This is a genomic window from Microbacterium sp. NPDC097977 (genome assembly GCF_040302605.1).
Taxonomy (GTDB): Bacteria; Actinomycetota; Actinomycetes; order Actinomycetales; family Microbacteriaceae; genus Microbacterium.
Window position 1 is genome coordinate 1 of record NZ_JBEOUR010000015.1, and the last position, 24,217, is coordinate 24,217.

Annotated in this window: 20 protein-coding genes; 17 read left to right on the forward strand and 3 right to left on the reverse strand. The window is 68.6% G+C overall.

The annotated features are described in order from the left end of the window. Window positions 1-215 precede the first annotated feature (215 nt). Window positions 216-950, reverse strand: coding sequence for a LexA family transcriptional regulator (locus ABTZ43_RS05560; protein ID WP_080758221.1), 735 nt, complete (start codon window positions 948-950; stop codon window positions 216-218). A 421-nt stretch (window positions 951-1,371) separates the two neighbouring features. Here ABTZ43_RS05560 and ABTZ43_RS05565 point away from each other — a divergent pair, with 421 nt between their 5' ends. The 8 genes from ABTZ43_RS05565 (at window position 1,372) to ABTZ43_RS05600 (ending at window position 11,356) form a co-directional block, all read left to right on the forward strand. After that, window positions 1,372-4,269, forward strand: coding sequence for a helix-turn-helix transcriptional regulator (locus tag ABTZ43_RS05565; RefSeq protein WP_350538111.1), 2,898 nt, complete (start codon window positions 1,372-1,374; stop codon window positions 4,267-4,269). A gap of 78 nt (window positions 4,270-4,347) precedes the next feature. Continuing rightward, window positions 4,348-4,551 carry a cold-shock protein gene (locus tag ABTZ43_RS05570; protein ID WP_042538190.1) on the forward strand — a complete coding sequence of 68 codons (204 nt, stop codon included), beginning with the start codon at window positions 4,348-4,350 and terminating at the stop codon, window positions 4,549-4,551. A gap of 1,101 nt (window positions 4,552-5,652) precedes the next feature. Continuing rightward, a complete protein-coding gene (locus tag ABTZ43_RS05575) occupies window positions 5,653-6,684 on the forward strand; it encodes an iron-siderophore ABC transporter substrate-binding protein (protein ID WP_350538112.1) in 1,032 nt (343 codons plus the stop codon). 26 nt (window positions 6,685-6,710) lie between these two features. Then, complete coding sequence (locus ABTZ43_RS05580; RefSeq protein ID WP_410477446.1) at window positions 6,711-7,760, forward strand: FecCD family ABC transporter permease; 1,050 nt, start codon at window positions 6,711-6,713, stop codon at window positions 7,758-7,760. Between the two features lie 26 nt (window positions 7,761-7,786). Next, the gene (locus ABTZ43_RS05585) at window positions 7,787-8,839 is read left to right on the forward strand and encodes a FecCD family ABC transporter permease (RefSeq protein WP_350538144.1); all 1,053 of its coding nucleotides are present in this window, start codon (window positions 7,787-7,789) and stop codon (window positions 8,837-8,839) included. Continuing rightward, window positions 8,836-9,636, forward strand: coding sequence for an ABC transporter ATP-binding protein (locus ABTZ43_RS05590; protein ID WP_056413698.1), 801 nt, complete (start codon window positions 8,836-8,838; stop codon window positions 9,634-9,636). The genes ABTZ43_RS05585 and ABTZ43_RS05590 overlap by 4 nt, the downstream gene beginning before the upstream one ends. Further along, window positions 9,626-10,582, forward strand: coding sequence for a siderophore-interacting protein (locus ABTZ43_RS05595; RefSeq protein WP_350538113.1), 957 nt, complete (start codon window positions 9,626-9,628; stop codon window positions 10,580-10,582). The genes ABTZ43_RS05590 and ABTZ43_RS05595 overlap by 11 nt, the downstream gene beginning before the upstream one ends. Window positions 10,583-10,690: 108 nt before the next feature. Further along, window positions 10,691-11,356: a hypothetical protein gene (locus ABTZ43_RS05600; protein WP_350538114.1), complete on the forward strand. Its 666-nt coding sequence runs from the start codon at window positions 10,691-10,693 to the stop codon at window positions 11,354-11,356. A 21-nt stretch (window positions 11,357-11,377) separates the two neighbouring features. On the opposite strand, the gene ABTZ43_RS05605 is transcribed toward ABTZ43_RS05600, so the two are convergent. Further along, entirely contained in the window at window positions 11,378-11,926 is a 549-nt protein-coding gene (locus tag ABTZ43_RS05605) for a TetR/AcrR family transcriptional regulator (protein WP_350538115.1), read from the reverse strand. Between the two features lie 59 nt (window positions 11,927-11,985). Here ABTZ43_RS05605 and ABTZ43_RS05610 point away from each other — a divergent pair, with 59 nt between their 5' ends. The 4 genes from ABTZ43_RS05610 (at window position 11,986) to ABTZ43_RS05625 (ending at window position 13,945) form a co-directional block, all read left to right on the forward strand. Continuing rightward, window positions 11,986-12,807, forward strand: coding sequence for an SDR family NAD(P)-dependent oxidoreductase (locus ABTZ43_RS05610; protein WP_350538116.1), 822 nt, complete (start codon window positions 11,986-11,988; stop codon window positions 12,805-12,807). A 96-nt stretch (window positions 12,808-12,903) separates the two neighbouring features. Beyond that, on the forward strand, window positions 12,904-13,173 hold the full coding sequence (locus tag ABTZ43_RS05615) for a type II toxin-antitoxin system Phd/YefM family antitoxin (RefSeq protein ID WP_253385292.1): 270 nt from the start codon (window positions 12,904-12,906) through the stop codon (window positions 13,171-13,173). Beyond that, window positions 13,170-13,448, forward strand: coding sequence for a type II toxin-antitoxin system RelE family toxin (locus ABTZ43_RS05620; RefSeq protein WP_350538117.1), 279 nt, complete (start codon window positions 13,170-13,172; stop codon window positions 13,446-13,448). The genes ABTZ43_RS05615 and ABTZ43_RS05620 overlap by 4 nt, the downstream gene beginning before the upstream one ends. Before the next feature lie 38 nt (window positions 13,449-13,486). Further along, the gene (locus tag ABTZ43_RS05625) at window positions 13,487-13,945 is read left to right on the forward strand and encodes an NUDIX hydrolase (RefSeq protein ID WP_350538118.1); all 459 of its coding nucleotides are present in this window, start codon (window positions 13,487-13,489) and stop codon (window positions 13,943-13,945) included. A 37-nt stretch (window positions 13,946-13,982) separates the two neighbouring features. Here ABTZ43_RS05625 and ABTZ43_RS05630 read toward each other — a convergent pair whose 3' ends face one another. Continuing rightward, entirely contained in the window at window positions 13,983-15,002 is a 1,020-nt protein-coding gene (locus tag ABTZ43_RS05630; RefSeq protein ID WP_350538119.1) for a LacI family DNA-binding transcriptional regulator, read from the reverse strand. Window positions 15,003-15,217: 215 nt separating this feature from the next. Here ABTZ43_RS05630 and ABTZ43_RS05635 point away from each other — a divergent pair, with 215 nt between their 5' ends. The 5 genes from ABTZ43_RS05635 to ABTZ43_RS05655 all read left to right on the forward strand — a co-directional run bounded on the left by ABTZ43_RS05635 (window position 15,218) and on the right by ABTZ43_RS05655 (window position 24,070). After that, window positions 15,218-17,224 (forward strand): beta-galactosidase, encoded by a 2,007-nt coding sequence (locus ABTZ43_RS05635; protein ID WP_350538120.1) that lies wholly within the window; start codon window positions 15,218-15,220, stop codon window positions 17,222-17,224. 124 nt (window positions 17,225-17,348) lie between these two features. Continuing rightward, window positions 17,349-18,575, forward strand: coding sequence for a sugar ABC transporter substrate-binding protein (locus tag ABTZ43_RS05640; RefSeq protein ID WP_350538121.1), 1,227 nt, complete (start codon window positions 17,349-17,351; stop codon window positions 18,573-18,575). A gap of 157 nt (window positions 18,576-18,732) precedes the next feature. Next, window positions 18,733-20,361 (forward strand): ABC transporter permease subunit, encoded by a 1,629-nt coding sequence (locus tag ABTZ43_RS05645; RefSeq protein WP_350538122.1) that lies wholly within the window; start codon window positions 18,733-18,735, stop codon window positions 20,359-20,361. Beyond that, window positions 20,361-21,272, forward strand: a complete 912-nt coding sequence (locus tag ABTZ43_RS05650) for a sugar ABC transporter permease (RefSeq protein ID WP_350538123.1) — start codon at window positions 20,361-20,363, stop codon at window positions 21,270-21,272. Before ABTZ43_RS05645 ends, ABTZ43_RS05650 begins: the two co-directional genes overlap by 1 nt. A 29-nt stretch (window positions 21,273-21,301) precedes the next feature. Beyond that, window positions 21,302-24,070: a glycosyl hydrolase 53 family protein gene (locus ABTZ43_RS05655; RefSeq protein WP_350538124.1), complete on the forward strand. Its 2,769-nt coding sequence runs from the start codon at window positions 21,302-21,304 to the stop codon at window positions 24,068-24,070. Window positions 24,071-24,217: the final 147 nt, after the last annotated feature.

Sequence of the window (24,217 nt, forward strand, 5' to 3'; positions counted from 1 at the left end):
TCCTTGGCAGCATCCTTGCCGCCTCCACCAGGCCTTGTTGACTGGCTTGAGATGAAGAATATGCATGTATGCATATACAGTCAATGCACAAATGCATTTATTTTGCCGATTGAAATGCATGCATGCATTTTCGGCCTTGTGGGCTGTGGGTTTGATGATTTTCGATAGGCGAAAAAAAGCCCGCACGTTGGCGGGCTTTGTCTTACTGAAGAAGGTTAACGAGCGTACATGCCCCACCAGAACACATGACCGAGGATGCTGATCTGTTCATCCTGGATATCCTGGAAGCTGTAGTCCTCATCCGGGTGCTCATCGCGGTTGAAGCTGCGCAGGCGAATCCCGGAAGGCAGGCGGTAGAGCTGTTTGACGCGCAACTGGCCATTGTGATTGATGGCGTACAAGTCGCCATCGACGATATCACCAATGGCGCTTTTACCCGCATTCACACCGACCGTCGCGCCATCGCGCAGCACCGGCAACATACTGTTGCCGCGCACCGTCACGCATTTGGCCTGGTCAAACTGCACCCCGTTATGCCGCAGGCTGCGCTTGCCGAACCGCAGGCTGGCCTTCTCGCTTTCCTCGATGACGAATCTTCCTGATCCAGCAGCCAATTCAACCTCGCGCAGAAAAGGGATCGACACCTCGTCGTCATTCACGGGGGTGTCGTCGTCCCACAGGCTTATGTCCTTGAGTTCCGAATGCATCGGGTCGCGCCCGTCATCGCGCAAAGCCCCTACTGCCGCGCGCCCGCGCAAATGGTCGGTGCTGACGCGGAAGTACTCGGCGATGCGCGAGATGTGCTTGTCCGACGGATCGACGATCTTGCCGCTGAGGATCCGGGACAGTGTGGATTGAGGCACGCCGGTACGCCGGTGAAGCTCCGTGGGGGAGATCCGGTCGCGGTCCAGCAATTCTCTTAAGACGATAGAAACGTTGCGTTTTTGCATAACGCGGATAGTGACGGGAGTTTTTGGGGTTGGCAAATGCTAATTTGCATATTTAATGCATTTGCCATGCCTGCCTACCTCCCCGTTCGCAACCTGCGAACCCCCGACCTCGCGCCGAGATCCAGCAGGCCGCCGATCGCCGCCGCTTTCTCATCGAGCACGCCGACCAGATCGTCCCCCGGGCAGCCGGGCCGCTCCGTCGACTCGGACAGCGGATGCTAGGGTCCATCGGCTCCGCTCGCGCGACGTCCACGCGCCGCGTGAGCTCGGGCTCCCGCACCCCGGACGCCGTCGGTCACAACCCGATCGACCGTCCGTCGGTCGCCGGCTGCGAGCCGGCACCCGCGCGGTGAGCCGCGCGTCCTCGGCGACCGATGGCAGAACCGGGCACGAGGTCGAAGGGGAGTGGCACGATGAATCCGTGCCCCCTTCCGTTCCGAGCTCAGCGATGGTCGGCCGCGACGCCGAGCTGGCGACGATGCGCGGGCATTTCGAGCGCGTTCTGGAGGGTGCTCCGACGGCGTTGCTCGTCGAGGGCGAGGCCGGCATCGGCAAGTCCCGACTGCTGCGCGAGTTCTCCGCAGCGGTGCACGGACGGGCCGATGTGCACGTCGGCTGGTGCCTCGACCTCGGAGCATCCCGCACGCCGTTCGGACCGGTCACCGGCATCCTCCGCTCGATCGTCGCGAGGATGGGCGCCGAGAGCGTGCGCGAGGGGCTCGGCGCCGGAGCGGAGGCACTGGGCATGCTCCTGCCGGAGCTCACTCGCGCCGAGCGCTCGCAGACGAGCCCCGACCGCCTGCGTGACGCGATCGCCTCGCTCATCGAGGCGGCGGCCGAGCGCGCACCGCAGGTGCTGCTCGTCGAAGATCTGCACTGGGCCGACGAATCCACGCTCGCACTCCTCTCGTTCCTGCTGCGGGCGCTCACCCGCGCGCGCATCCTCCTCGTCATCACCTGCCGCAGCGACGACGTCCGACGCGGTGATGCGGTGAGTCGGTTCATCGGGGAGTCCACGCGTGCGCGGCTTCTCGAACGGATCGCGCTCGACCGGCTCCACCCGTCGGCTGTCAGGCAGCTCGCCGAGGGGATCATCGGGGCGCCGCTGTCCGATGCCGCGCTCGATCGCATCCACCAGCGTGCCGAGGGGGTGCCGTTCTTCGTCGAGGAGATCGCGGGATGCTCCACCGGTCCGCTTCCCGGAAGCCTGCGCGACCTGCTGCTCGCGCGGTTCGACCGACTCGGTGACGATGCGAAGCGGGTCGTGCAGGTCGCGTCGGGTGCCGAGCGGCCGCTCCCGCATCCGCTCGTGATGCGGCTCGCCGGGCTCCCTGAGGCCCGGTTCGACGATGCCATGCGTGAGGCCACGCGCAGCGGCATCCTCGTCGTGGTCGACGACGACTACCGCTTCCGCCACGCGCTGTTGCGCGAGGCCGTGCACGACGACCTTCTTCCTGGCGAGCGTGCGAGGTTGCACAGGTCGTACGCCGAGACGCTCGAGGAGCGCGGCCAGGGGGCCGAGGGGGCGGATGCCGCGGCACTCGCGTACCACTGGCAGCTCGCGCAGGACGATCGCCGAGCGCTCGCCGCCGCCGTCGTCGCGATGCTCGACGCCAAGTCGCGGTTCGCGTTCGCCAGCGCCGCGCGCTTCGGCGAGCTCGCCCTCGATCTCTGGGGCCGACTGCCCGACGCCGAGGATGTCATCGATCTCGATCGGTTCGAGCTGTTGCGCACCCTCGCCTCGGTGCTGCGCAACGCCGGTGATGGGGAGCGGGCGCTCGCGGTGGTCGACGCCGCGCTCGCCGAGGTCGATCCTGCTCTGATCGATGCGGGGATGCACGCGCGCCTCTTGCGCGACCGGGCCTACTATCTGATGAACCTCGGGCGCGCGGGGTCGATCGGGCTGCTGCAGCAGTCTCTCGGCATCCTCGACGGCGCGGTCGATGACGACCGCCTGCGTGGGTCGATCCTCAACCAGCTCGCGAGCCGTCTCATGATCACGGGGAGGCTCGAGGAGGCGATCGAGCTCGCCACGGAGGCGGGGGAGCGGGCGGTGCGCGCGGGATCCGACGACGAGGCGTCGATCGCCGCGAACGTGCGCGGAGGTGCGCGTGCCCACCTCGGCGACCTCGAGGCCGGGCACCGCGAGTACGCGCTGGCGCTTCGGCTCGCTCGCGGGACCAACGCGGAGATGCGCTATCGCGTCAACTACTCCGATCTGCTCGGCCTTCTGGGACGCTACCGTGATGCGGTGCACGTCGCCGAAGACGGGCTGGCTCCGGCACGGGCGTTCGGCGTGGAGCGCACGACCGGTGCGCTGATGACCCAGAACATGGCGGTGCCGCTGCTCGAACTCGGCGAGGTCGAGCGCGTCGAGGGCATGCTGGCTCGGGAGCTCGCCCAGCGGACGCTCCGGATCTCGCACATGTACTCCACGATGACACGCGTGCGGGTGCTGTCGTGGCGCGGTCGATACGACGACGCGGCCGACCTGCTGCGCGAGTGGCTGCCGTCGTTCGAGGAGACCGGTCGCGTGGAACGCCAGATCTGGTACGACGGTGTGATGATGCGCGTCGCGGTCGCCGAGGCCCGTGCCGACCATGCCGGTGCTCTCGCGGAGATCAGGGCCATGCTCGCCGACGAGGGGCCGGTCTTCCTCCACCAGCGCCGACTCATGCTCGAGGCCGCATGGCTGATCGCCGAGCGTCGGGCGGCCGGAGACGACGTGCGCGATGCCGCGGAGCAGGTGCGAGCAGCCTGGCTCGCGCAGTCGCCGCAGCTTCTCGGTGACCGATGGGGGATCATCCTCGAATCACTGCTCTCGCCGTCGATCCCGGCCCTGCATGAGGCGGTCGACCTCGCCGACGGCGACGACGTGCCGGTGACCTTCCGCATCACCACGCGGCTCGAGCTCGGTCGTCTGCTCGTGGACACGGGTGCGCGCGCCGAGGCCGCTGCGGTGATGGCGCAGGCGCGGAATGAGGCGGAGCGTCTCGGACACGTGCCCCTGGCGCGGGTCGTCGGGGAGTTCTCCGCGGCGGCCGGGCTCGCGACGGGGCTCGCGACGGCATCCGGGTCCGGGCGGTCCGATGACCCGCTCGATACGCTCACCGCCAGGGAGCTGCAGGTGCTGGAGCTCATCGCCGAGGGGCTCAGCAACCGCCAGATCGGCGACAGGCTCTTCATCAGCGCGAAGACCGTCAGCGTCCATGTGTCGGCCGTGCTGCGCAAACTCGAGGTCGGCACGCGCACCGAGGCTGCTGTCGTGCAACAGAAGCGGCGGTTAAGGGCGGATGGTCAGGGAGCCGTGATACGTTGAGCATGCGCGTATGTCGGACGTTCCGGCACGGCGCGGGTCGCGTAAGCGGCCGTTTTGAAAACAGAAAGTAGAAAACACATGGCCACTGGCACTGTGAAATGGTTCAACGCGGAAAAGGGCTTCGGCTTCATCGCTCCCGATGACGGCACGGACGACCTTTTCGCCCACTACTCGGCAATCACCGGCTCCGGTTTCAAGGAGCTCCGTGAGAACCAGAAGGTCGAATTCGACGCTGAGCGTGGCCCCAAGGGCATGCAGGCGGCGAACATCCGCGCTCTCTGAGCGCGCATAGGCTTCCTGAAACCGGTCGGATCCTCACGGATCCGGCCGGTTTTTCTATGCCCGGGGGGCTTTGGTGTGGGGCGGGGTCAGTTCGGCATCCGGATGCTGTGCGGGGTCAGTTTGGCATCCGGATGCTGTGCGGGGTCAGTTCGGCATCCGATTCGGCTGTTCGGGGTGTGCAACTGGCCCCGCTCGTCTCCGCTCGCCGGTGGGGTGCTCAGCTGACCCCGATCGATCCCGCTCGACTCCGGGCGCGGTGCGGGGTCAGTTTGGCATCCGGATGCTGTGCGGGGTCAGTTCGGCATCCGATTCGCCCGTTCGGGGTGCGCAATCGGCCCCGCTCGGCAGCGCGGTGCGCAACTCGCCCCGCTCGACTCCGCTCGCCGGTGGGGTGCTCAGCTGACCCCGATCGATACCGCTCGACTCCGGGCGCGGTGCGGGGTCAGTTTGGCATCCGGATGCTGGACGGGGTCAGTTCGGCATCCGATTCGCCCGTTCGGGGTGCGCAATCGGCCCCGCTCGGCAGCGCGGTGCGCAACTCGCCCCGCTCGACTCCGCTCGCCGGTGGGGTGCTCAGCTGACCCCGATCGATACCGCTCGACTCCGGGCGCGGTGCGGGGTCAGTTTGGCATCCGGATGCTGGACGGGGTCAGTTCGGCATCCGATTTGCCCGTTCGCGGTGCGCAACTGGCCCCGCTCGGCAGCGCGGTGCGCAATTGACCCCGCTCGACGCCGCTCGGCAGGGCGGTGCGCGATTGGCCCCGTTCGATCCCGCCCGACTCCGGGCGCGGTGCGGGGTCAGTTCGGCATCCGGATGCTGGACGGGGTCAGTTCGGCATCCGACTCGCCCGTGCGGGGTGCGCAACTGGCCCCGCTCAGCAGCGCGATGCGTAACTGGCCCCGCTCGACGCCGCTCGCCAGAGCGGTGCCGGATCAGTTCGGCATCTGGATGCTGAGCCGCCCGGCGCGGAGGCGAAGGAGGAGCGCGACAGGAGAATGCCGAGATGAGGGTCGCCTAACAATCTGTTAGATTAGGCGAGGCTTACCAAAGCCCGGCGCACTCGCGCCGCACACCCCCACGCCAACCCGAAGGGCATGCCTGTGCGCACCTCTCGTCTCCTCGCCGCCGGTGTCGCCGCGGCGCTCGCCATCGGCCTCACCGCCTGCGCGACCTCCTCGAACGACAACGCGTCGGACTCGGCCGGTGGAAACCCCGCCGACGACAGCGCCTTTCCCGTGACGATCGAGCACGTGTACGGCGAGACCACGATCGAGTCGAAGCCCGAGCGCGTCGCGACGGTCGCCTGGGCGAACCACGAGGTGCCGCTGGCCCTCGGCATCGTGCCGGTCGGCATGAGCAAGGCGACCTGGGGCGATGACGACGACAACGGCATCCTGCCCTGGGTCGAGGACAAGCTCGACGAGCTCGGCGCCGACGCACCCGTGCTGTTCGACGAGTCCGACGGCATCGACTACGAGGCCGTGGCCGACACGAACCCCGACGTCATCCTCGCGGCATACTCCGGACTGACGCAGGAGGAGTACGACACCCTCTCGAAGATCGCTCCGGTCGTCGCTTACCCTGAGGTCGCCTGGGGCACCCCGGTCGACGAGATGATCGAGATGAACTCGAAGGCTCTCGGACTCGAAGAGCAGGGCGAGGCCCTGATCGAGGAGCTGCACGCCGACGCCGCGAAGGCGCTCGACGAGAACTCCGCACTCAAGGACAAGAAGGTGCTGTTCGCCTACCTCGACCCGAGCGACCTCAGCCAGGTCGGCTACTACACGGCCGTCGACACGCGCCCCGGCTACCTGCACGACGACCTCGGTCTGCCGCTGCCGAAGCTCGTCGAGGACAACGCTGACAGCGACGAGTTCTCGCTCACGGTCAGCGCCGAGGAGGCCGACAAGTTCGACGACGTCGACGTGTTCGTCACGTACGGCGACGACTCGACGCTCGCGATGCTGCAGGGCGACCCGCTGCTGTCGAAGATCCCGGCCGTCGCCGCCGGCAACGTCGTCATCCTCCCGAACTCGACTCCGCTCGCCGCATCGGCGAACCCGTCGCCGCTGTCGATCCAGTGGGGTCTGTCGGACTACCTCGCCCTGCTGGCGTCGCCGTTCACGAAGTGACCTTCGGCGTCACCTTCTCGCACTGAATCCCCGTGACCGCTGTCACCCTCCCCACGCCGGGCACCGCAGACCTGCGGCGCCCGGCGTGGGCGCGCTCGCTCTGGCTGCTCGTCGGAGTGGGCGTCGTGCTCGTGCTCTGCGTCCTGTCGATCTGCTTCGGCGTGCGCGCGGTGAGCATCGACGACGTCTTCGCCGCGCTCGCAGGTCAGGATGACACGCTCGCCCAAGCCGCGATCATCAAGCGCCTCCCGCGCACGCTGCTCGCGATCCTCGTCGGCGCGGCCCTCGCGCTGTCGGGCGCGACCATGCAGGCGGTCACCCGCAACCCGATCGCCGACCCCGGCATCCTCGGCGTCTCGAACGGCGCCTCACTGGCCGTCGTGATCGGACTCGCCTTCCTCGGCCTCACCGACGCGTACAGCCAGATGGCATTGGCGATCCTCGGGGCGGCCCTCGCCGCCGTGTTCGTCTACACCGTCGGGTCGCTCGGCAGAGGCGGCGCGACCCCCCTCAAGCTCGCGCTCGCGGGGGCGGCGACCTCTGCCGCCTTCGCCTCTCTGATCAGCGCGGTCATGCTGCCCCGCGTCGATCTGCTGCAGTCGTTCCAGTCCTGGCAGATCGGCGGAGTCGGGGGCGCGGAATGGCCGCGCATCGCGATCACCGCACCTGTGCTCGCGCTCGGGGCGCTCATCTGCGTCCTCAGCGCACGCGGCATGAACTCCCTCGCGCTCGGCGACGACATGGCGAAGGGCCTCGGCGAGCACGTGTTCCGCACGCGGCTGATGTCGGCCGTCGGCGCGGTGATCCTCGCCGGAGCCGCCACCGCGATCGCCGGTCCGATCGGATTCGTCGGCCTCGTCATCCCGCACGTGTGCCGGATGCTGATCGGCACCGACCACCGCTGGCTGCTGCCGTTCTCGGCCGTCGCCGGAGCCGCGCTCCTGCTCGCGAGCGACGTCGTGGGCCGCGTGATCTCCCCGTCGTCGGAGGAGATCCAGGTCGGCATCATCACCGCGATCATCGGCGCCCCGTTCTTCATCTGGATCGTCCGTCGCCAGAAGGTGCGTGAACTGTGAGCACCATCGACCGCCCCGCCGCCCCGATGACCCCGGGCGCCGACGACGCCCGCGCCCAGGTCGACGCGATCATCGCCGGACGTCGATCGCGCCATCGTCGCCACTCCGTCGCCACGATCGTGCTCGGCGCTCTGCTGGTCGCGCTCTTCACCACCGCGCTGATGATCGGCAACACCTTCTATCCGCTCGATGCGGTGATCCGCGTCATCCTCGGCGAGACCGTGCCCGGCGCATCGTTCACGGTCGGCGAGCTGCGGCTGCCCCGGGCGATTCTCGCCATCCTTGCCGGCTTCGCATTCGGCATCGCGGGTGTGTCGTTCCAGACACTGCTGCGCAATCCGCTCGCCTCCCCCGACATCATCGGCATCTCGAACGGCGCGGGTGCCGCGGCCGTCGTCGGCATCGTCGTGCTGTCGCTCGACGGGCCCCTCGTGTCGCTGTTCGCCCTCGCCGGCGCGGTCGTGACGGCGGGGGTCATCTACCTGCTGTCGATCAAGAACGGCTTCGCCGGCACCCGCCTGATCCTCATCGGGATCGGTGTCGCCGCGATGCTGCAGAGCGTGATCTCGTACGTGCTGTCGCGGGCGGCGAGCTGGGACATCCAGACCGCCATGCAGTGGCTCACCGGCAGCCTGAACAACGCCTCCTGGGAACGAGTGATGCCGCTGGCCCTCGCATCGGTCGTGATCGTGCCGCTCATGCTGCTGCAGGGGCGCGCCCTCGGCGCGATGCAGCTGGGCGACGACTCGGCCTCCGGGCTCGGCGTGCGGGTCAACACCACGCGACTGCTGTACATCCTCGGGGCGGTGGCCCTGCTGGCCTTCGCCACCGCGGCGACCGGACCCATCGCGTTCGTCGCCTTCATGGCCGGTCCCATCGCCGCCCGCATCACCGGCCCCGGGGCGAACCTGCTGGTCCCCAGTGCGTTCATCGGCGCGGTGCTGGTGCTGGGCGGCGACCTGCTGGGGCAGTTCGCGTTCGGCGACCGCTACCCGGTCGGTGTCGTCACCGGAGTGCTCGGCGCCCCGTATCTGATCTACCTGCTCATCCGCACCAACCGCTCGGGAGGTTCCCTGTGACCGAGGCGCACACCCTGACGGCAGAGTCCGTCACCCTCGCCTACGGCGACCGCACGATCATCGACGGGCTCGACCTCGCTATCGCTCCGGGCAAGATCACGACGATCGTCGGGGCGAACGGATGCGGCAAGTCGACGCTGCTGCGTGCGCTCGCCCGCCTGCTGTCGCCCACCGATGGGCAGATCGTGCTCGACGGCAGGTCCGTGCACGCGCGTCCGACCAAGGAGGTCGCACGCATTCTCGGGCTCCTGCCGCAGTCGCCGGTCGCGCCCGAGGGGATCGCAGTCGCCGACCTGGTCGGTCGCGGCCGGCATCCGCACCAGAAGATGCTGGCCCGCTGGAGCGCGCACGACTACGAGGTCGTGGCGGATGCGCTCGCCGCGACCGGCACCACCGAGCTCGCCGACCGCAGCGTCGATGAGCTCTCGGGTGGTCAGCGCCAGCGCGTCTGGATCGCGATGGCGCTCGCGCAGGAGACCGACATCCTGCTCCTCGACGAGCCGACCACGTTCCTCGACGTCGCGCACCAGGTCGAGGTGCTCGACCTGCTCACCGATCTGAGCGTCTCGCGCGGCACCACGATCGTCATGGTGCTGCACGACCTCAACCTGGCCGCGCGCTATTCCGACGAGCTCGTCGCGATGAAGGAGGGCAGGGTGCACGCCACCGGTGCTCCGCAGGATGTCGTGACCGCCCAACTCGTCGAAGAGGTCTTCGACCTCGCCAATCAGATCACCACGGATCCGGTCTCCGGAAAGCCGATGGTCACACCTATCGGGAGGCACCATGTCCGCTGAGACCACCACCGAACGCCCCACCTACGTGCTGGCGCGTGCCGAGGTGCGCGGCGTCGCCCGGGTCTCGCCGAACTTCGTGCGCGTGACCTTCGGGGGCGACGACCTGTTCGAGTTCGCCACGCCGGGAGACGTCTTCGACTCCCGGATCAAGCTGGTCTTCCCGCCGGCATCCGGCATCCTGCCCGATCTCGACCGCGATACCGACGACTGGTGGGGATCCTTCCTCGCCGTTCCCGAGGGCGAGCGCGGGTCCATGCGCACCTACTCGGTGCGTGACCTTCGCGTGACCGACGCGGGCACCGAGGTCGACGTCGACTTCGTGCTGCATCTCGCTCCCGGACTCACCGGGCCCGCGTCGCTGTGGGCCAGTACGGCTGAGGTGGGCCAGGAACTGTTCCTCGTCGGGCCGCGTCGAGGTGTGGCCGCCGCAGCCCACGGCGGAGCCGAATACGAGCCGGGCTCGGCCACCTCGGTCGTGCTCGTGGGCGACGAGACCGCCGCTCCGGCGATCGCCCGCATCCTCGAAGATGCCCCGAGCGACCTGCGCGGCTGCGCGTTCATCGAGGTTCCGTCGCCCGCCGATGTCTTGCGCATCGACGCCCCCGTCGGTGTCGAGGTGCGCTGGCTGCCCCGCGACATCGGCGAACCCCACGGCGTGCGTCTGATCCCTGCCGTGCTCGGCTACCTCGGAGATGCGGATGCCGCCGACGAGATCGACGTGAAGGACATCGAGTCCGAAGATCTGCTCTGGGAGACGCCCGACTACTCGGGTCTCGGCGAGGACATCGCGGCGGCGGATGCTCCCGCGGAGCGCTACTTCTGGATCGCCGGCGAGAGCGGCGTCGTGACGACGCTGCGCCGGCACCTGGTCAAGGACCTCGGCATCGACCGCGGGCAGGTGGCCTTCATGGGCTACTGGCGCCGCGGCGTCGCCATGCGCGGCTGAGGCCTTCTGCCCGGGTCGTGCTGTTCTCCGCCGGCTGCGGCGCTCACGGTGGACGTCGATCACGGCAGCGATCAGACTGGGCGGATGGAGTTCGCCGGAGTAGTGCCCATGGACGCCCCAGACCCGAGAGACGAGTCCGAAGCTCGCGTCCGGGATCTCACCTTCCCGGTGTTCCAGTTGCGCCCGCAGCTGGCGCTCACGCGCATATCGGGCGCGGGATTCATGCAGAGCATCGGGCCGACAGGCGTGACGGAGTCGTCGGCGTCGTTCAGCTACACGCTGTGGCGGCATCCGGAGGATCACTCCGACCCTCGCAATGAGGTCGAGCTGGATGCCGCGACCCGACGATCACTGGAGGAGGAGCCGCCCTGGGGTCGCCCTGCCTGGCTGATCGAGCAGGCTCAGGTCTTCAAGTACCCGATGCTGTGGGAGGCGGTGCGCACCAGCTGGCAGGCATCGCCGGATCCCGAACGGCATTCGCTCGCGCAGCAGCTCGTTGACCACACCAGCCACGTGCTGCGCAATGGCTTCCGCGAGGAGCTCGGGCTCCCCGACGGGCCGAGCGACGGGGACGGCGGATGGGAGCCGAGGCTCTCAGCGGTGACCCGAGCATCCGTCGACGTGGACGGCAGCGAACGGGACGCTCTCCACATCGACACCGATCCGTTGGTCTACGCGGTCGGGTTCCGCGTCGAGGAGAACGTCGTCTGCACGACGGTCGTCTCTCGAGACAGCCTGCCTCTGATCGCCCTCGCCCTCACGACCTGCGAGTGAGGCGGTCGTCGTCGCCGACTGTCACCGCGCGCCGGCGCTTCGCATGACGCGCTCGACGTGAGCGGCGACCCATTCCGCATCGAACGGTCGGCTGCGCAGCAGCCAGCGGTGGAAGATCGGTCCGACGAACAGCTCTGCCACATCCTCAGGGGCGCGCACTCTCGCCTGGCGCAGGCGGTCGGAGATCCCGCTCACCTGCGGCTCGAGCAGCAGGTCGCGATACTGCGCTGCGAGGCCGTCGTCCGACTGCAGCTCAGCGGTGACGGCTCTGAGCAGCCGTTCCTGCGTGGGGTCGACGAGCTCGTCGATCATGCCGGTCGCGAGCGCCGCGAGGTCGAGGGCGAGATCGCCGGAGTTCGGCACGGTGATCCTGCCGTTCTCGTCGAGGCTGCGAGCCAGGAGCGCGTCGAACAGGATCTCGCCCGTCGAGGACCATGACCGGTAGAGCGTCTGTTTGCTGACTCCCGCTCGTGCGGCGATCCCCTCCATCGTGATCGCCGCCACCTGACGCTCGCCGGCCAGAGAGAGCGCAGCGGCGTGCACCTTGGTGCGGGTTCGTTCACGGGCCATGCGGACAACGATACTCGAGTAAACGAGACGGAGCGTCCAGTTCACGCTACAGTCTTCCCATGACTTCACCGCAGACATGGTTCATCACCGGCAGCAGTCGGGGCCTCGGGCGAGCGCTCACCACTGCCGCCCTCGACGCGGGTCACGCCGTCGTGGCGACGGTCAGGGGCGACCACGCGCTGCCCGACCACGAGCGGCTGACCGTGATGACCCTCGACGTACGCGACCGCGATGCGGCGCAGGAGACCGTTCAGCGTGCCGCCGACCTGCTCGGAGGAATCGACGTCCTCGTCAATAACGCGGGTTACGGCATGATCGGAGCGCTCGAAGAGGCGTCGGAAGAGGACGTCCGGGCGATCGTCGACACGAATCTGCTCGGCCCCCTCTGGTTGAGTCAAGCCGTCGTCCCGATCATGCGTCTCCAGGGTGGCGGACACATCGTGCAGATCTCGACGGTCGGAGCCGTCGGGACCATGCCGCTGCTCGGCCTCTACAACTCCACGAAATGGGGCCTCGAAGCATTCAGCGAGGCGATGGCCGCGGAGGTCGAGCGATTCGGCATCCGCGTCTCCCTGATCGAGCCGGGGGCGCTGGATACGGAGTGGGCCGGTGCGAGCATGCGGTTCAGTTCGCCCCTGGATGCCTACGACGAGCAGCGGATCGAGATGTTCGGCACGGCGGAGGTTCCCTGGCCTGCGGGCGAGTCGAGCGGCGGCACGACGCCCGAGGATGCCGCGCGGGCGATCCTCGCCCGAGTCGCCGCAGCAGACGGCCCACGCCTTCGCGTGCTCGTCGGCGACGATGCTCCCGCCCAGGTCGCCGCGGCGCTCGAGCTGCGGCAGAAGGACTACGCTCTCGACCCGCGCTTCCCGACCGCCTGACGCGCTGCTTCTCGCTCACCGCGAGCGCGCGGCGTAGCTCTTTTCGGCTCTATTATCGGCTATATTTTCGGCCGCAATATCGGCTAGAATCCGGGTATGCAGACAGTTTCCGTGAGTGAGGCGAAAGACAGGCTTTCGCAGTTGGTCGAGTCGATCGACACCACCCATGATGCCGTCACGATCACTCGTCACGGCAGGCCCGCAGTCGTCATGCTCAGTGTCGACGATCTCGAAGCGCTTCAGGAGACATTGGCGCTGCTTCACGATCCGCAGCATGCCACAGAGGTCGCCGAGGCGGATGCAGATATCCGCGAGGGTCGAACGCTGAGTCTCGACGAGGTGCGCGAGCAGCTGGCGCGTCGGTGAGCCCCCGACCATACGACGTCCAGGTCACCCGTCCAGCACTTCGCGCGCTGCAGCGCTTGGAGCCGAAGTTCGCCGACGCTGTCTTGCGGTTTCTCGACGGGCCGCTGACGGAGAATCCTCTTCGTGTCACGAAGCCGCTCGGGGCGGAACTCGAAGGTCAGCGCAGCAGGTATGTGGGGATCGCCTATCGTGTCGTCGTTCGAGTCGATGAAGATGCCCACGTCGTGTACGTGCTTCGCATCGCGCATCGTGCGGATGTCTACCGGCCCCTCTAGAAGCCGCGCGCTCCGCATCCTGCGGTTACGCTCGCGGGGTGACCACAGACGACGAGACCGTTATCCACGTGACATCGGATGCCGCGTGGCTGCCCCGCCACGGCAGGGCCGAGGTGATTCGCCGCCGCACCCCTCCTCGCCCGATGAGCATCGTCCGGCTGCTCCTGCGACAGGATGACCGGGTCTTCTGCGTGCCGAGACGCGAAGACGGTCGTATCGATCTGCCGCATCGGATCGTCGGTGTGGGCGACCCGACCGGAGAGAGCGCGATCGTCGAACTTGCCGAGCAGGTGACCGGATCCCGGGAGCCGCCGACGTTCGCGGGCGCGGTGCGAAATGTCGTCGACTCGCCCCAGGACGACTACCCCTGGCCGACGCCGCACGCCCACTTCGGAGTGTGGATGTCGGAGGGTGCTCCCGTCATCGAGGGATCCTGGGTCGCGGTCGGCGGTGGGTCCGTCCTGCGCGACCGGCACTGGTTCCCCCTGCTGGGCTGAGCGAGAAGACGACGACAGGAGCAGAGCGCGGAAAGATCTACGCGCTCGCGCGCACCACGAGCTCGGTGTCGAGGATGACGGAACGGGCGGGCGCGCCCGCGATGACTTCGAGCAGTACGGCGACCATCTGCGCGCTGATCTGATCCCAGGGCTGACGCATGGTGGTGATCGGCGGCTCGTGAGTGGCGGCGAGGCCCGAGTCGTCGAAGCCGGCGATCGCGATGTCTTCAGGCACGCGGCGTCCGGCGCGGCGGGCGGCGGCGATGGCGCCTGCGGCCATCCGGTCGGAGGCGGCGAACACGGCGTCGACGTCGTGGTCGACGTCGTGGTCGAGCATCCGGGTCATCGCGTTCAGACCCGACTCGTACGAGTAGTCGCCCCGCTCGACCAGCGCCTCGTCGTACAGGTCGCCGAGCTCCTCGCGGAACCCGACCAGTCGGTAGCGCCCTCCGGGGGTGTCGTCGGGGCCGGCGATCATGCCGATCCGGCGGTGTCCCTGTGACACGAGGTGCGTGGCCATCGCACGAGCCGAGGCGATCTCGTCGACGGAGATCGTCGAGAGGTCGCGTTCGTGGCCGAGGGGGACGCCGCAGCAGACCGTGGGGATGCCGACCTCGATCAGCTGATCGAGCAGCGGGTCGGATTCGTGCGACGAGATCAGCATGACGCCGTCGACGTGTCCGGCGCTGAGGAACTGCGCGACGCTCGCGCGCTCGGCGGGTGTTCCGGCGACGAGCAGCACCAGGGTCATCGCCCGCTGGGCGAGGGCTTCGGCGGCGCCGCGCAGCAGCAATGCGAAGGTCGGATCGTCGAACAGCAGCTGCTGAGGTTCGGTGAGCAGGAAGGCGAGTGATCCTGCGCGACCGGTCGCCAGGCTGCGGGCGTGATGGTTGGCGGTGTACCCCGTGGCGAGGATCGCCTCTTCGACGGCCTGCCTGGCGTCAGGGGACACCCAGTGCCCGCCGTTGATCACGCGCGAGACCGTGCTGCGGGACACCCCCGCCTGCGCCGCGATCTGGCGGATCGTCGGCTTGCGCTTCGCGCTGACATCACTCATCGCCTGTGACTCTACCCACAGCATCCGCTGCGGCGGTAGTCCGAACTGGGACCGGTCTCAGTTCGGTAACGGGTGTTGTGATCGAGACGAGACCTGGGGTAGAACTGAGACCGGTCCCAGTCATGTTCCTGTGACAGGCTGAGACCGGTCCCAGTCGAATGAGCGACAGCAGCACGGGACACGCACCACGACCGCACCGACCCGATGGAGTGCCGATGACCTCCCCCCACGCCTGGCCCGCTCTGCGCGGAATCGCCTACGGCGGCGACTACAACCCCGAGCAGTGGTCGCCCGAGACCTGGCGCGAGGACGTCGTCCTGATGCGCGAGGCCGGAGTGAACCTGGTCAGCGTGGGCATCTTCTCGTGGGCGCTCGTCGAGGTCGCCGAGGGGGAGTTCGACTTCGCCTGGCTCGACGAGCTGCTCGACCTGCTGCACGAGAACGGCATCGCCGTCGATCTCGGCACCCCGACCGCATCGCCGCCCGCCTGGTTCTTCGCGAACCACCCCGACGCGCGGGTCATCGATCGCGAGGGACGCACGATGGGCTTCGGATCCCGCGGCATGGCCTCGCACTCGGCGCCGGCCTACCGCGAGGCGATCGTGCGGATCGCGGATGCTCTCGCGTCCCGCTACGCGCAGCATCCGTCCGTCGTGCTCTGGCACGTGCACAACGAATACGGCGTCCCCGTGGGCGAGGACTACTCCCCGCACGGGGTCGCCGCCTTCCGTCTCTGGCTCCAGGAGAAGTACGCCACGCTCGAGGCGCTGAACAGCGCCTGGGGCACCGCCTTCTGGGGCCAGCACTACTCGGCATGGGAGCACGTCGGTGCCCCGGCCATCGCCCCGAGCGTCGTGAATCCGGCCCAGCGCCTCGACTTCGCCCGCTTCACCGACCACCAGCTGCGTGCGTGCTTCATCGCCGAGCGCGATGCGATCCGCGCGCACGCCGACCAGCCGGTGACCACGAACTTCATGGCGAACCAGAGCTGGACCACGGATCTGTGGGCGTGGGGCCGCGAGGTCGACATCGTCTCGGACGACCACTACCTGTGGGCGGCCGATGAGGACGCGCACATCGGGCTCGCGATCGCCGCCGACCTCAGCCGCTCGGTCGGCGGGGGCAAGCCGTGGATCCTGATGGAGCACTCCACCTCGGCCGTCAACTGGCAGCCGCGCAACATCGCGAAGCGCCGCGGTGAGATGGCCCGCAACTCGCTGACGCATCTGGGGCGCGGAGCCGACGGCATCCTCTTCTTCCAGTGGCGGGCCGGACGCTCGGGCGCCGAGAAGTTCCACTCCGCGATGCTGCCGCATGCCGGCACCGAGTCGCGGGTCTTCCGCGAGGTCGTCGACCTCGGTGCGGCGCTCGGCCGCCTCGACGAGGTGCAGGGCAGCACGGTGAAGGCCGATGTCGCGATCCTCTGGGACTTCGAGTCGTTCTGGGCCCAGGATCTCGAATGGCGCCCCTCGGAGGATGTCACGCACGCCGCCCAGGTGCGCCGCTTCTACGAGCAGCTCTGGCGCGACGGCATCACCGTCGACTTCGCGCTGCCGGGGCAGGACCTCTCGGGCTACCGCCTGGTCGTCGCCCCCGCGCAGTACCTGCTCAGCACCGCGGATGCCGCGAACCTCACCGCGTACGTCGACGGCGGCGGCACGCTGCTCGTGTCGTTCTTCTCGGCGATCGTCGACGAGAACGACGCCGTGCACGAGGGCGGCTTCGTCGCTCCGCTGCGCGATGCGCTGGGCCTCACGGTCGAGGAGTTCCTGCCGCTGCGCGACGGGGAGAGCCACGGGCTCGACTGGGTCGACCACGAGGGCATCATCGCCGACGTCTGGCAGGAGGACATCGCGCTCGAAGGAGCCGAGGTCATCGCCAACTTCGCCGGCGGACCCGGTGAGGGCGAGCCGGCGATCACTCGCAACATCCACGGGTCGGGCACCGGCTGGTACGTCGCCACCCGACTGGACCCCGCGGGCATGCGCGCCCTCCTTCACGAGGTCTACGCCGATGCCGGCATCGCCCCGGCTGGCACGCCGGACGGCCTCGAAGTCATCACCCGGCACGGCGCCGATGCGGACTACCGCATCGCCGTCAACCACCGTGAGGACGCCGTCGAGCTCGACGCCTCCGGTGTCGAGCTGCTCACCGGCGCCGAGGTCTCGGGCGCCCTGACGATCGCAGCCGGCGGCGTCGCCGTCATCCGCACCTCCCACTGATCGCCCGACGTCTCGCTCCGCCCGCTCAGGGCGCGGGTCGGGACCACAACACAACCGCACACCGAAAAACCACCGGTCGCGATGACGCGAAGCGCATCGTCGGCCACAACAGATAGGAAAACGCATGCGCAAGCACATCGGAGTCGGCGCACTCGCTCTCGCCGCGGCCGTGGTCCTCGCGGGCTGCTCGGCCGGCGCACCCGACGGCGGCGACGACGCCGCGACCGGCGAAGGAGCCGAGCTCGTCATCTGGACGGATGCCGAGCGCGAAGCCGCGATCACCGCAGCCGCCGAAGCCTTCGAGGAGGAGACCGGAGCCAAGGTCACCCTCGTGCAGAAGAACTTCGAGGACCTCCGCAACGACTTCATCGCCCAGGTCCCCACCGGCGAGGGGCCCGACATCACCGTCGGCGCCCACGACTGGCTCGGCGCGCTGGTCGCGGCCGGAGTCGTCGACACGATCGACCTCGGCGACAAGTCCTCGGAGTTCGAGCAGGTCGCGCTCGACGCGATGACCTACGACGGCCAGCTGTACGCGATGCCGTACTCGCTCGAGACGATCGCCCTCGTGCAGAACGTCGACCTCGTCGGCGCGGAGGCACCGGCCACCTGGGACGACCTGATCGCCAAGGGCCTGGCCGCGGGCACCGAGCGTCCGGTCGTCATCAACACCGCGGGCGAGACCGGCGACGGATACACGATGTACGGTCTGCAGACCTCGTTCGGCGCTCCGGTCTTCGTGCAGGACGAGACCGGGTCGTACACGACCGAGGTCGGCATGGGCGGTGCGCCCGGCGAGGCCTTCGCGAACTGGCTCGGCGCCAACGGCTCGAACGGCACCGGGTACATCTCGACCACGATCGACTACGACATCAACAACGAGCTGTTCGCCTCGGGCAAGGCTCCGTACACGATCCAGGGCCCGTGGGCGATCAGCGCCTTCGACGGGGTCAACGTCGCCGTGAACCCGATCCCCTCGGCCGGTGGCGAGGCCGCCGCGCCGTTCGTCGGCGTGCAGGGCTTCTACCTGTCGAGCAAGAGCAAGAACGCGCTCCTCGCGCAGGAGTTCCTGGTGAACTACCTCGGCACGGAAGACGCGCAGCGCGCGCTCTACGAGGCTGACCCGCGCATCCCCGCCTGGACCGCTCTCGCCGAGGAGGTCTCGTCCGACCCGATCACCGCCGGATTCGTCGCCTCCGCTCAGGGCGGCGTGCCGATGCCGTCGATCCCCGAGATGGGCTCGGTGTGGGATCTCTGGAACGCCGCCCAGGTGCAGATCATCAACGGCGCCGACCCCTCGTCGACGTGGAACACCATGGTCAGCGACCTCGAGACGACGCTCGCCGGTTGATTCTGCCGGGGCCCTTCGTCTCGCTTCGCTCGCTCAGGAGTCGGTTCTGTCACGGCCGTCTCCTGAGCGAGGAGCCGGTTCTGTCACGGCCGTCTCCTGAGCGAGGAGCGCAGCGACGAGACGAAGGGCCCCACCGATCCGCAGACAGGACGCACACATGACGATCCAGGCCCCGCCCTCACCGGCATCAGCCCCCACCCCTGTGGTGAAGCCCACGGGTGAACCGCACGCCCGCCGCTTCCGCGGCCTCGGCTGGGGGTTCCTCATCAAGCTCGCCCTTATGGCGCTGGTCAACGCCTTCGGCATCATGACGGCGATCTCGGCATGGAGCGCCGAGTCGTGGATCGTCCTCGGCGTCGTCGTGCTGCTGGTCGTCATCGCCGACTGGGTGTACTTCACCCGCCGAGCGCTGCCGCTCAAGTACCTGATGCCCGGGCTGATCTTCCTGCTCGTCTTCCAGATCTTCATCTTCGGATACACGGCCTACATCGCGTTCACGAACTACGGCACCGGACACGTCGGCACCCAGGAGCAGGCGGTCGACGCCGCCCTGATCCAGGGCGAGCGCCGTGTCGAGGGATCCGCCGACTATCCGCTCTCGATCGTCGAGCGCGGCGGCGAGCTGGGCTTCGCGATCGTCGATGACGACGGCGACGTGCAGGTCGGATCCGCGACCGAACCGCTGTCCGATGTCTCCGGCGCCGAGGTCGGCGCCACGGGCGCCCCGAGCACCGTGCCGGGCTGGACGGTCATCCCCCGCGCGACGGTCCTCACCGACCCCACGCTCGGGGCGAGCATCAAGGATCTGCGCGTCCCCGTCTCCGACGACCCGAACGACGGCTCGATCCGCACGCGCGAGGGATCCACCGGTTCGGTGTACGAGCCGACCCTGGTGTGGGATGCGGGAGCGCAGACGATCACCGACACGCAGTCGGGCACGGTCTACACCGCCACGGATCTGGGCGCGTTCGTCGCCGACGACGGCACGGCGCTGCCGACCGGCTGGTCGGTGAACGTGGGCTTCGCGAACTTCGTCACCCTCTTCACCGACTCGGGGCTCGCGGGCACCCTGCTGAGCGTGACGGTGTGGACCTTCGCGTTCGCCATCCTGTCGGTGGTGCTGAGCTTCGCCGTCGGTCTCGGTCTCGCGATCGTCTACAACGACCCTCGGGTCAAGGGGCGCCGGTTCCTGCGGGCGCTGTTCATCCTCCCGTACGCGTTCCCGGCGTTCATGGCCGCACTGCTCTTCCGCGGCATGTTCAACGCCGAGTTCGGTGTGATCAACGACCTGCTGTTCTTCGGCTCGCACATCAACTGGCTCGGCGACCCGTGGCTCACCCGCGGTGCGGTGATCTTCGTCAACGTGTGGCTCAGCTATCCGTACTGGTTCCTCGTGTGCACAGGTGCCCTGCAGTCGCTGCCGGGGGAGACCCTCGAGGCCGCCGAGATCGACGGCGCGAACAAGCTGCAGCGCTTCCGCGCGATCGTGCTCCCGCTGCTGCTCGTGTCGACGGCCCCGCTGCTGATCGCCTCGTTCGCGGTGGCCTTCAACAACTTCACCGTGATCTACACCTTCAACAACGGCGGGCCGGCCATCGCCGGGGCGCCGTATGCACTGGGCTCGACCGACATTCTCGTCTCCGCCATCTATGACGTCTCGGGCGTCTCGGGGGGCGCGGCCGACTACGGCCTCGCGAGTGCCCTGTCGATCATCGCCTTCATCGTGGTCGGTCTCATCTCGGCACTGAGCTTCCGACAGACCCGCAAGCTCGAGGAGTACCAGTGATGAGTGAGACCAGAGTCATCGTGACCGGTTCGTCGAAGGATGCCGAGGCCGCCCGCGCCGGTGCGCGCCGGCGTCGGTGGTGGGGCGATGTCGGCTGGAAGTACATCCTCGCCGTCGTGGTGCTGTTCTTCGCGGCGTTCCCGCTCGTATACGTGCTGTCGGCGTCGCTCAACCCGAACGGCAGCCTCGCGGCATCCAGCGCCCTGTTCAGCGCCTTCGATCCCGCGAACTACATCGCACTCGGTGAGAGCCGCTACTGGGTGTGGTTCGGCAACACCCTGCTGATCGGTGGCGTGACCGCGGTCGGATCGGTGCTCATGGGCGCCTGCGGTGCATACGCGTTCTCGCGGTTCCGCTTCAGCGGCAGGCGTGCCAGCCTCACCACGCTGCTCGTGCTGCAGATGTTCCCGCAGGCGCTCGCGTTCATCGCGATCTTCCTGATGCTGCAGACGATCGGCGATGTCGTGCCGGCCCTCGGCATCAACTCGAAGATCGCCCTGATCTGCGTGTACCTCGGCGGCGCCCTCGGCGCGAACACGTTCCTCATGTACGGCTTCTTCAACACGATCCCCGTCGAGATCGACGAGTCGGCGAAGATCGACGGTGCGAGCCACGCGCAGATCTTCTGGCGGCTCATCATGCCGCTGGTCGTGCCGATCCTCGCGGTCGTCGCGTTGCTGGCGTTCCTCGCGGCCTTCGGCGACTTCATCCTGTCGAAGATCATCCTCACCTCCGAGGACAACTGGACCCTCGCCGTCGGCATGTACCAGTGGGTCTCGAACCAGCTGACCTCGCGCTGGGGGCTGTTCGCCGCCGGTGTCGTCGTCGCCGCCGTTCCCGTGCTTGCGCTGTTCTTCTCGCTGCAGAAGTACATCGTGGGCGGCCTCACCCAAGGGTCCGTCAAGGGCTGACCCTCACCTCCACCGCTCGAAAGGCCGTCATGCACCGTCGCACGCGTTCCCTTCTCTCCACCGCCCTGGGCGCGGTCACCGCCGTCGCCCTGATCGGGGTGGCGCTGCCCGCCTCGGCCGCGCCGTCGCCGGCATCCGTGTCTGCGGCCGTCGCGGGATCCGACCCGGTGGACGCCACCATCACCGTCCCGCGCGTCGAGAACCTGCCCGCCGACTTCATCGGCGGCGTCGATGTGTCGTCGGTGCTGTCTCTCGAGGCATCGGGTGTGGTCTTCCGCGACGCCGGGGGCGCACCGGGCGATCTGTTCGAGATCCTCGCCGATTCCGGGGTCACCGACGTGCGCGTGCGCGTCTGGAACGATCCCTTCGACGCCAACGGCAACGGCTACGGCGGCGGTGATGTCGACGTCGACCGGGCGATCGAGATCTCGCAGCGTGCGACGGATGCCGGCCTCGGCGTGCTCGTCGACTTCCACTACTCGGATTTCTGGGCCGACCCCGCCAAGCAGCAGGCGCCCAAGGCCTGGGAAGGACTGACCGCTGAGGAGGTCGCCGCCGAGGTCGGCGTCTTCACCCGCGATGCGGTGCGGCGCCTGGTGGATGCCGGGGTCGACCTGCGTATGGTGCAGGTCGGCAACGAGACCAACGGCGGCGTCGCCGGGGTGCGCGGCTGGGATGACATGGCGAAGGTGTTCTCGGCCGGCTCGGCAGCCGTGCGCTCCGAGTCGCCCGATACGCTCGTGGCCCTGCACTTCACCAACCCCGAGCGCGCCGGCTTCTACGCCGACGTCGCCGCGCAGCTCGACCGCCGCGACGTCGACTACGACGTGTTCGCGTCGTCGTACTACCCGTTCTGGCACGGCACCCCCGAGAATCTCACGGCCGTGCTCTCGCACGTGGCCGAGACCTACGACAAGAAGGTCATGGTCGCCGAGACCTCATGGGCGTTCACGCTCGACGACGGAGACGGGCACGGCAACGTGATCGATCTGCCGTCCGAGGCGACGCAGTATCCGGTGAGCGTGCAGGGTCAGGCCGACGCGGTGCGCGCGGTCGTGCAGGCCGTCGCCGACGTGGGGGATGCCGGGATCGGCGTCTACTACTGGGAGCCCGCATGGCTGCCGGTCGGCCCTCCGGTGCAGCTCGAACAGAACAAGGCACTGTGGGAGCGTGACGGATCCGGGTGGGCGTCGAGCTTCGCGGGCGAGTACGAGCCCGAAGACGCCGGGCACTGGTTCGGCGGATCCGCGTGGGACAACCAGGCGCTGTTCGGCTTCGACGGCACGGCATCCGACGCGCTGAACATCTTCTCGTACGTGCGCACGGGCGCTCAGGCTCCCCGGGCGGTCGAGTCGGTGCAGCCCGTCGCGCTGCCGGTGACCGAGGGTGATGTCGTCGAGCTGCCGAGCGAGGTCACGGTGCTCTACAACGACGGATCATCGGAGCGCCAGGCGGTGACCTGGTCGCCGGGCGCGGAGTTCATCGAGGGCGTCGGCGAGTACACGATCACGGGGACGACGGATGCCGGCCTCGCGGCCACCGCCACCGTCACCGTCTCTGCACGCAACTTCTTGCGCAATCCCGGGTTCGAGGATGCCGACACGAGCATGTGGCGGACGAGCGGATCCGGCCTGACCCTGCGTGCCTGGGACGACCCGCGAAACGGCACCCACTCGGCCCACTTCTATGCGGCATCCGCGTACTCGTTCGAGCTGTCCCAGACCGTGACGGGGCTCCCCGCCGGGTCGTACGTCGCGCGCGCGTCGCTGCAGGGCGACGGCGAGGGCGCTGACGGGCGGGCGTCTCTGTCTCTCTCGTCTCCGTCGGTGGCCGGCGCTGCTGCGGCGTTCGGGTTCGACGGGTGGCGGGTGTGGTCGACGCCGACTACCGCGGCGCTGCAGGTGGGCGCGGAGGGCACGGCTGTCGTGCGGGTCGCGGCTGCTCTGCCTGCCGGGGCGTGGGGCACGATCGACGACCTCGAGCTCGTGCGCGAACCGGTGGCGGGTGCCGACACCTCGGTCTTGCGGGAGCGGCGGGATGCTGCCGCTGCCCTCGACCTGGCGGCCTATGTCGAGTCCTCGGCGGCCGCCCTGCCCGGGGCGATCGCTCGGGCCGACATCGTGCTGGCCGCGGTGAGCCCGAGTGCGTCTGCGGTCGCGGGAGCGTCGGATGCGCTGGACACTGCGGTCGATGCGCTCGTGCTGAAGGATGCTGCGACGGCTGTGCCGGCGCGCGGTGTGCTGTCGCACGACAACGGCCATGACACCGGCCTGCTCGACGGCGACTACACGGTGACCATGAACCTGTGGTGGGGCTCGAACGCCACAGCGCTGCGGGTGTTCGAGAACGGCACGCTGATCGAGACCGTGCCGCTGACCTTCGGCGGGACGGCCGCGCAGACGGCGCGGGTCGCCGTGACCGGCAAGAAGAACGGCTCGTACGAGTACACCGGTGAGCTCGTGAACTCGCGCGGGGTGACCGTGGTGCAGCCCGTGACGGTGACGGTGACGGATGCAGCTCCCGGCACGCCCGTGCTCTCGGCCGACAATTGGGACGGCGACGGCTCGTACACGCTCACCGCCGACATGTGGTGGGGCACGAATGCGACCTCGTACCGTCTCTACGAGGACGGCGTGCTGCTCGCCGAGGGCGACGTGGTCGCGCACAGCCCCGCCGCCCAGCGGGTCACGGTCGCGGTCGACGGGCGGCCGGTCGGGACGCACACCTACCGCGTCGAGTTCGTGAACGCCGCCGGGAGCACCGAGAGCAAGGCCCTCACGGTGACGGTCACGCGCTGAGTTCCGGCATCCGTACCGCGTTTCGTCTCGTCGCTGCGCTCCTCGCTCAACGGGCGAGGAGTGGTGTGTCGTCAGTGAGACGAAACGCGTCCCGCCCGTTGAGCGAGCGGAGCGAGACGAAACGCGTCCCGTCTGTCGGGTGCGCCC

What these genes read in the sequence shown, in the direction of transcription:
- ABTZ43_RS05635 (WP_350538120.1), top strand. Translation starts at nt 15,218, where the DNA reads ATGACCTCCCCCCACGCCTGGCCCGCTCTGCGCGGAATCGCCTACGGC.
- ABTZ43_RS05615 (WP_253385292.1), top strand. Translation starts at nt 12,904, where the DNA reads ATGCAGACAGTTTCCGTGAGTGAGGCGAAAGACAGGCTTTCGCAGTTG.
- ABTZ43_RS05610 (WP_350538116.1), top strand. Translation starts at nt 11,986, where the DNA reads ATGACTTCACCGCAGACATGGTTCATCACCGGCAGCAGTCGGGGCCTC.
- ABTZ43_RS05655 (WP_350538124.1), top strand. Translation starts at nt 21,302, where the DNA reads ATGCACCGTCGCACGCGTTCCCTTCTCTCCACCGCCCTGGGCGCGGTC.
- ABTZ43_RS05585 (WP_350538144.1), top strand. Translation starts at nt 7,787, where the DNA reads ATGACCCCGGGCGCCGACGACGCCCGCGCCCAGGTCGACGCGATCATC.
- ABTZ43_RS05605 (WP_350538115.1), bottom strand. Translation starts at nt 11,926, where the DNA reads ATGGCCCGTGAACGAACCCGCACCAAGGTGCACGCCGCTGCGCTCTCT.
- ABTZ43_RS05650 (WP_350538123.1), top strand. Translation starts at nt 20,361, where the DNA reads ATGAGTGAGACCAGAGTCATCGTGACCGGTTCGTCGAAGGATGCCGAG.
- ABTZ43_RS05630 (WP_350538119.1), bottom strand. Translation starts at nt 15,002, where the DNA reads ATGAGTGATGTCAGCGCGAAGCGCAAGCCGACGATCCGCCAGATCGCG.
- ABTZ43_RS05595 (WP_350538113.1), top strand. Translation starts at nt 9,626, where the DNA reads ATGTCCGCTGAGACCACCACCGAACGCCCCACCTACGTGCTGGCGCGT.
- ABTZ43_RS05600 (WP_350538114.1), top strand. Translation starts at nt 10,691, where the DNA reads ATGGACGCCCCAGACCCGAGAGACGAGTCCGAAGCTCGCGTCCGGGAT.
- ABTZ43_RS05640 (WP_350538121.1), top strand. Translation starts at nt 17,349, where the DNA reads ATGCGCAAGCACATCGGAGTCGGCGCACTCGCTCTCGCCGCGGCCGTG.
- ABTZ43_RS05570 (WP_042538190.1), top strand. Translation starts at nt 4,348, where the DNA reads ATGGCCACTGGCACTGTGAAATGGTTCAACGCGGAAAAGGGCTTCGGC.
- ABTZ43_RS05560 (WP_080758221.1), bottom strand. Translation starts at nt 950, where the DNA reads ATGCAAAAACGCAACGTTTCTATCGTCTTAAGAGAATTGCTGGACCGC.
- ABTZ43_RS05645 (WP_350538122.1), top strand. Translation starts at nt 18,733, where the DNA reads ATGACGATCCAGGCCCCGCCCTCACCGGCATCAGCCCCCACCCCTGTG.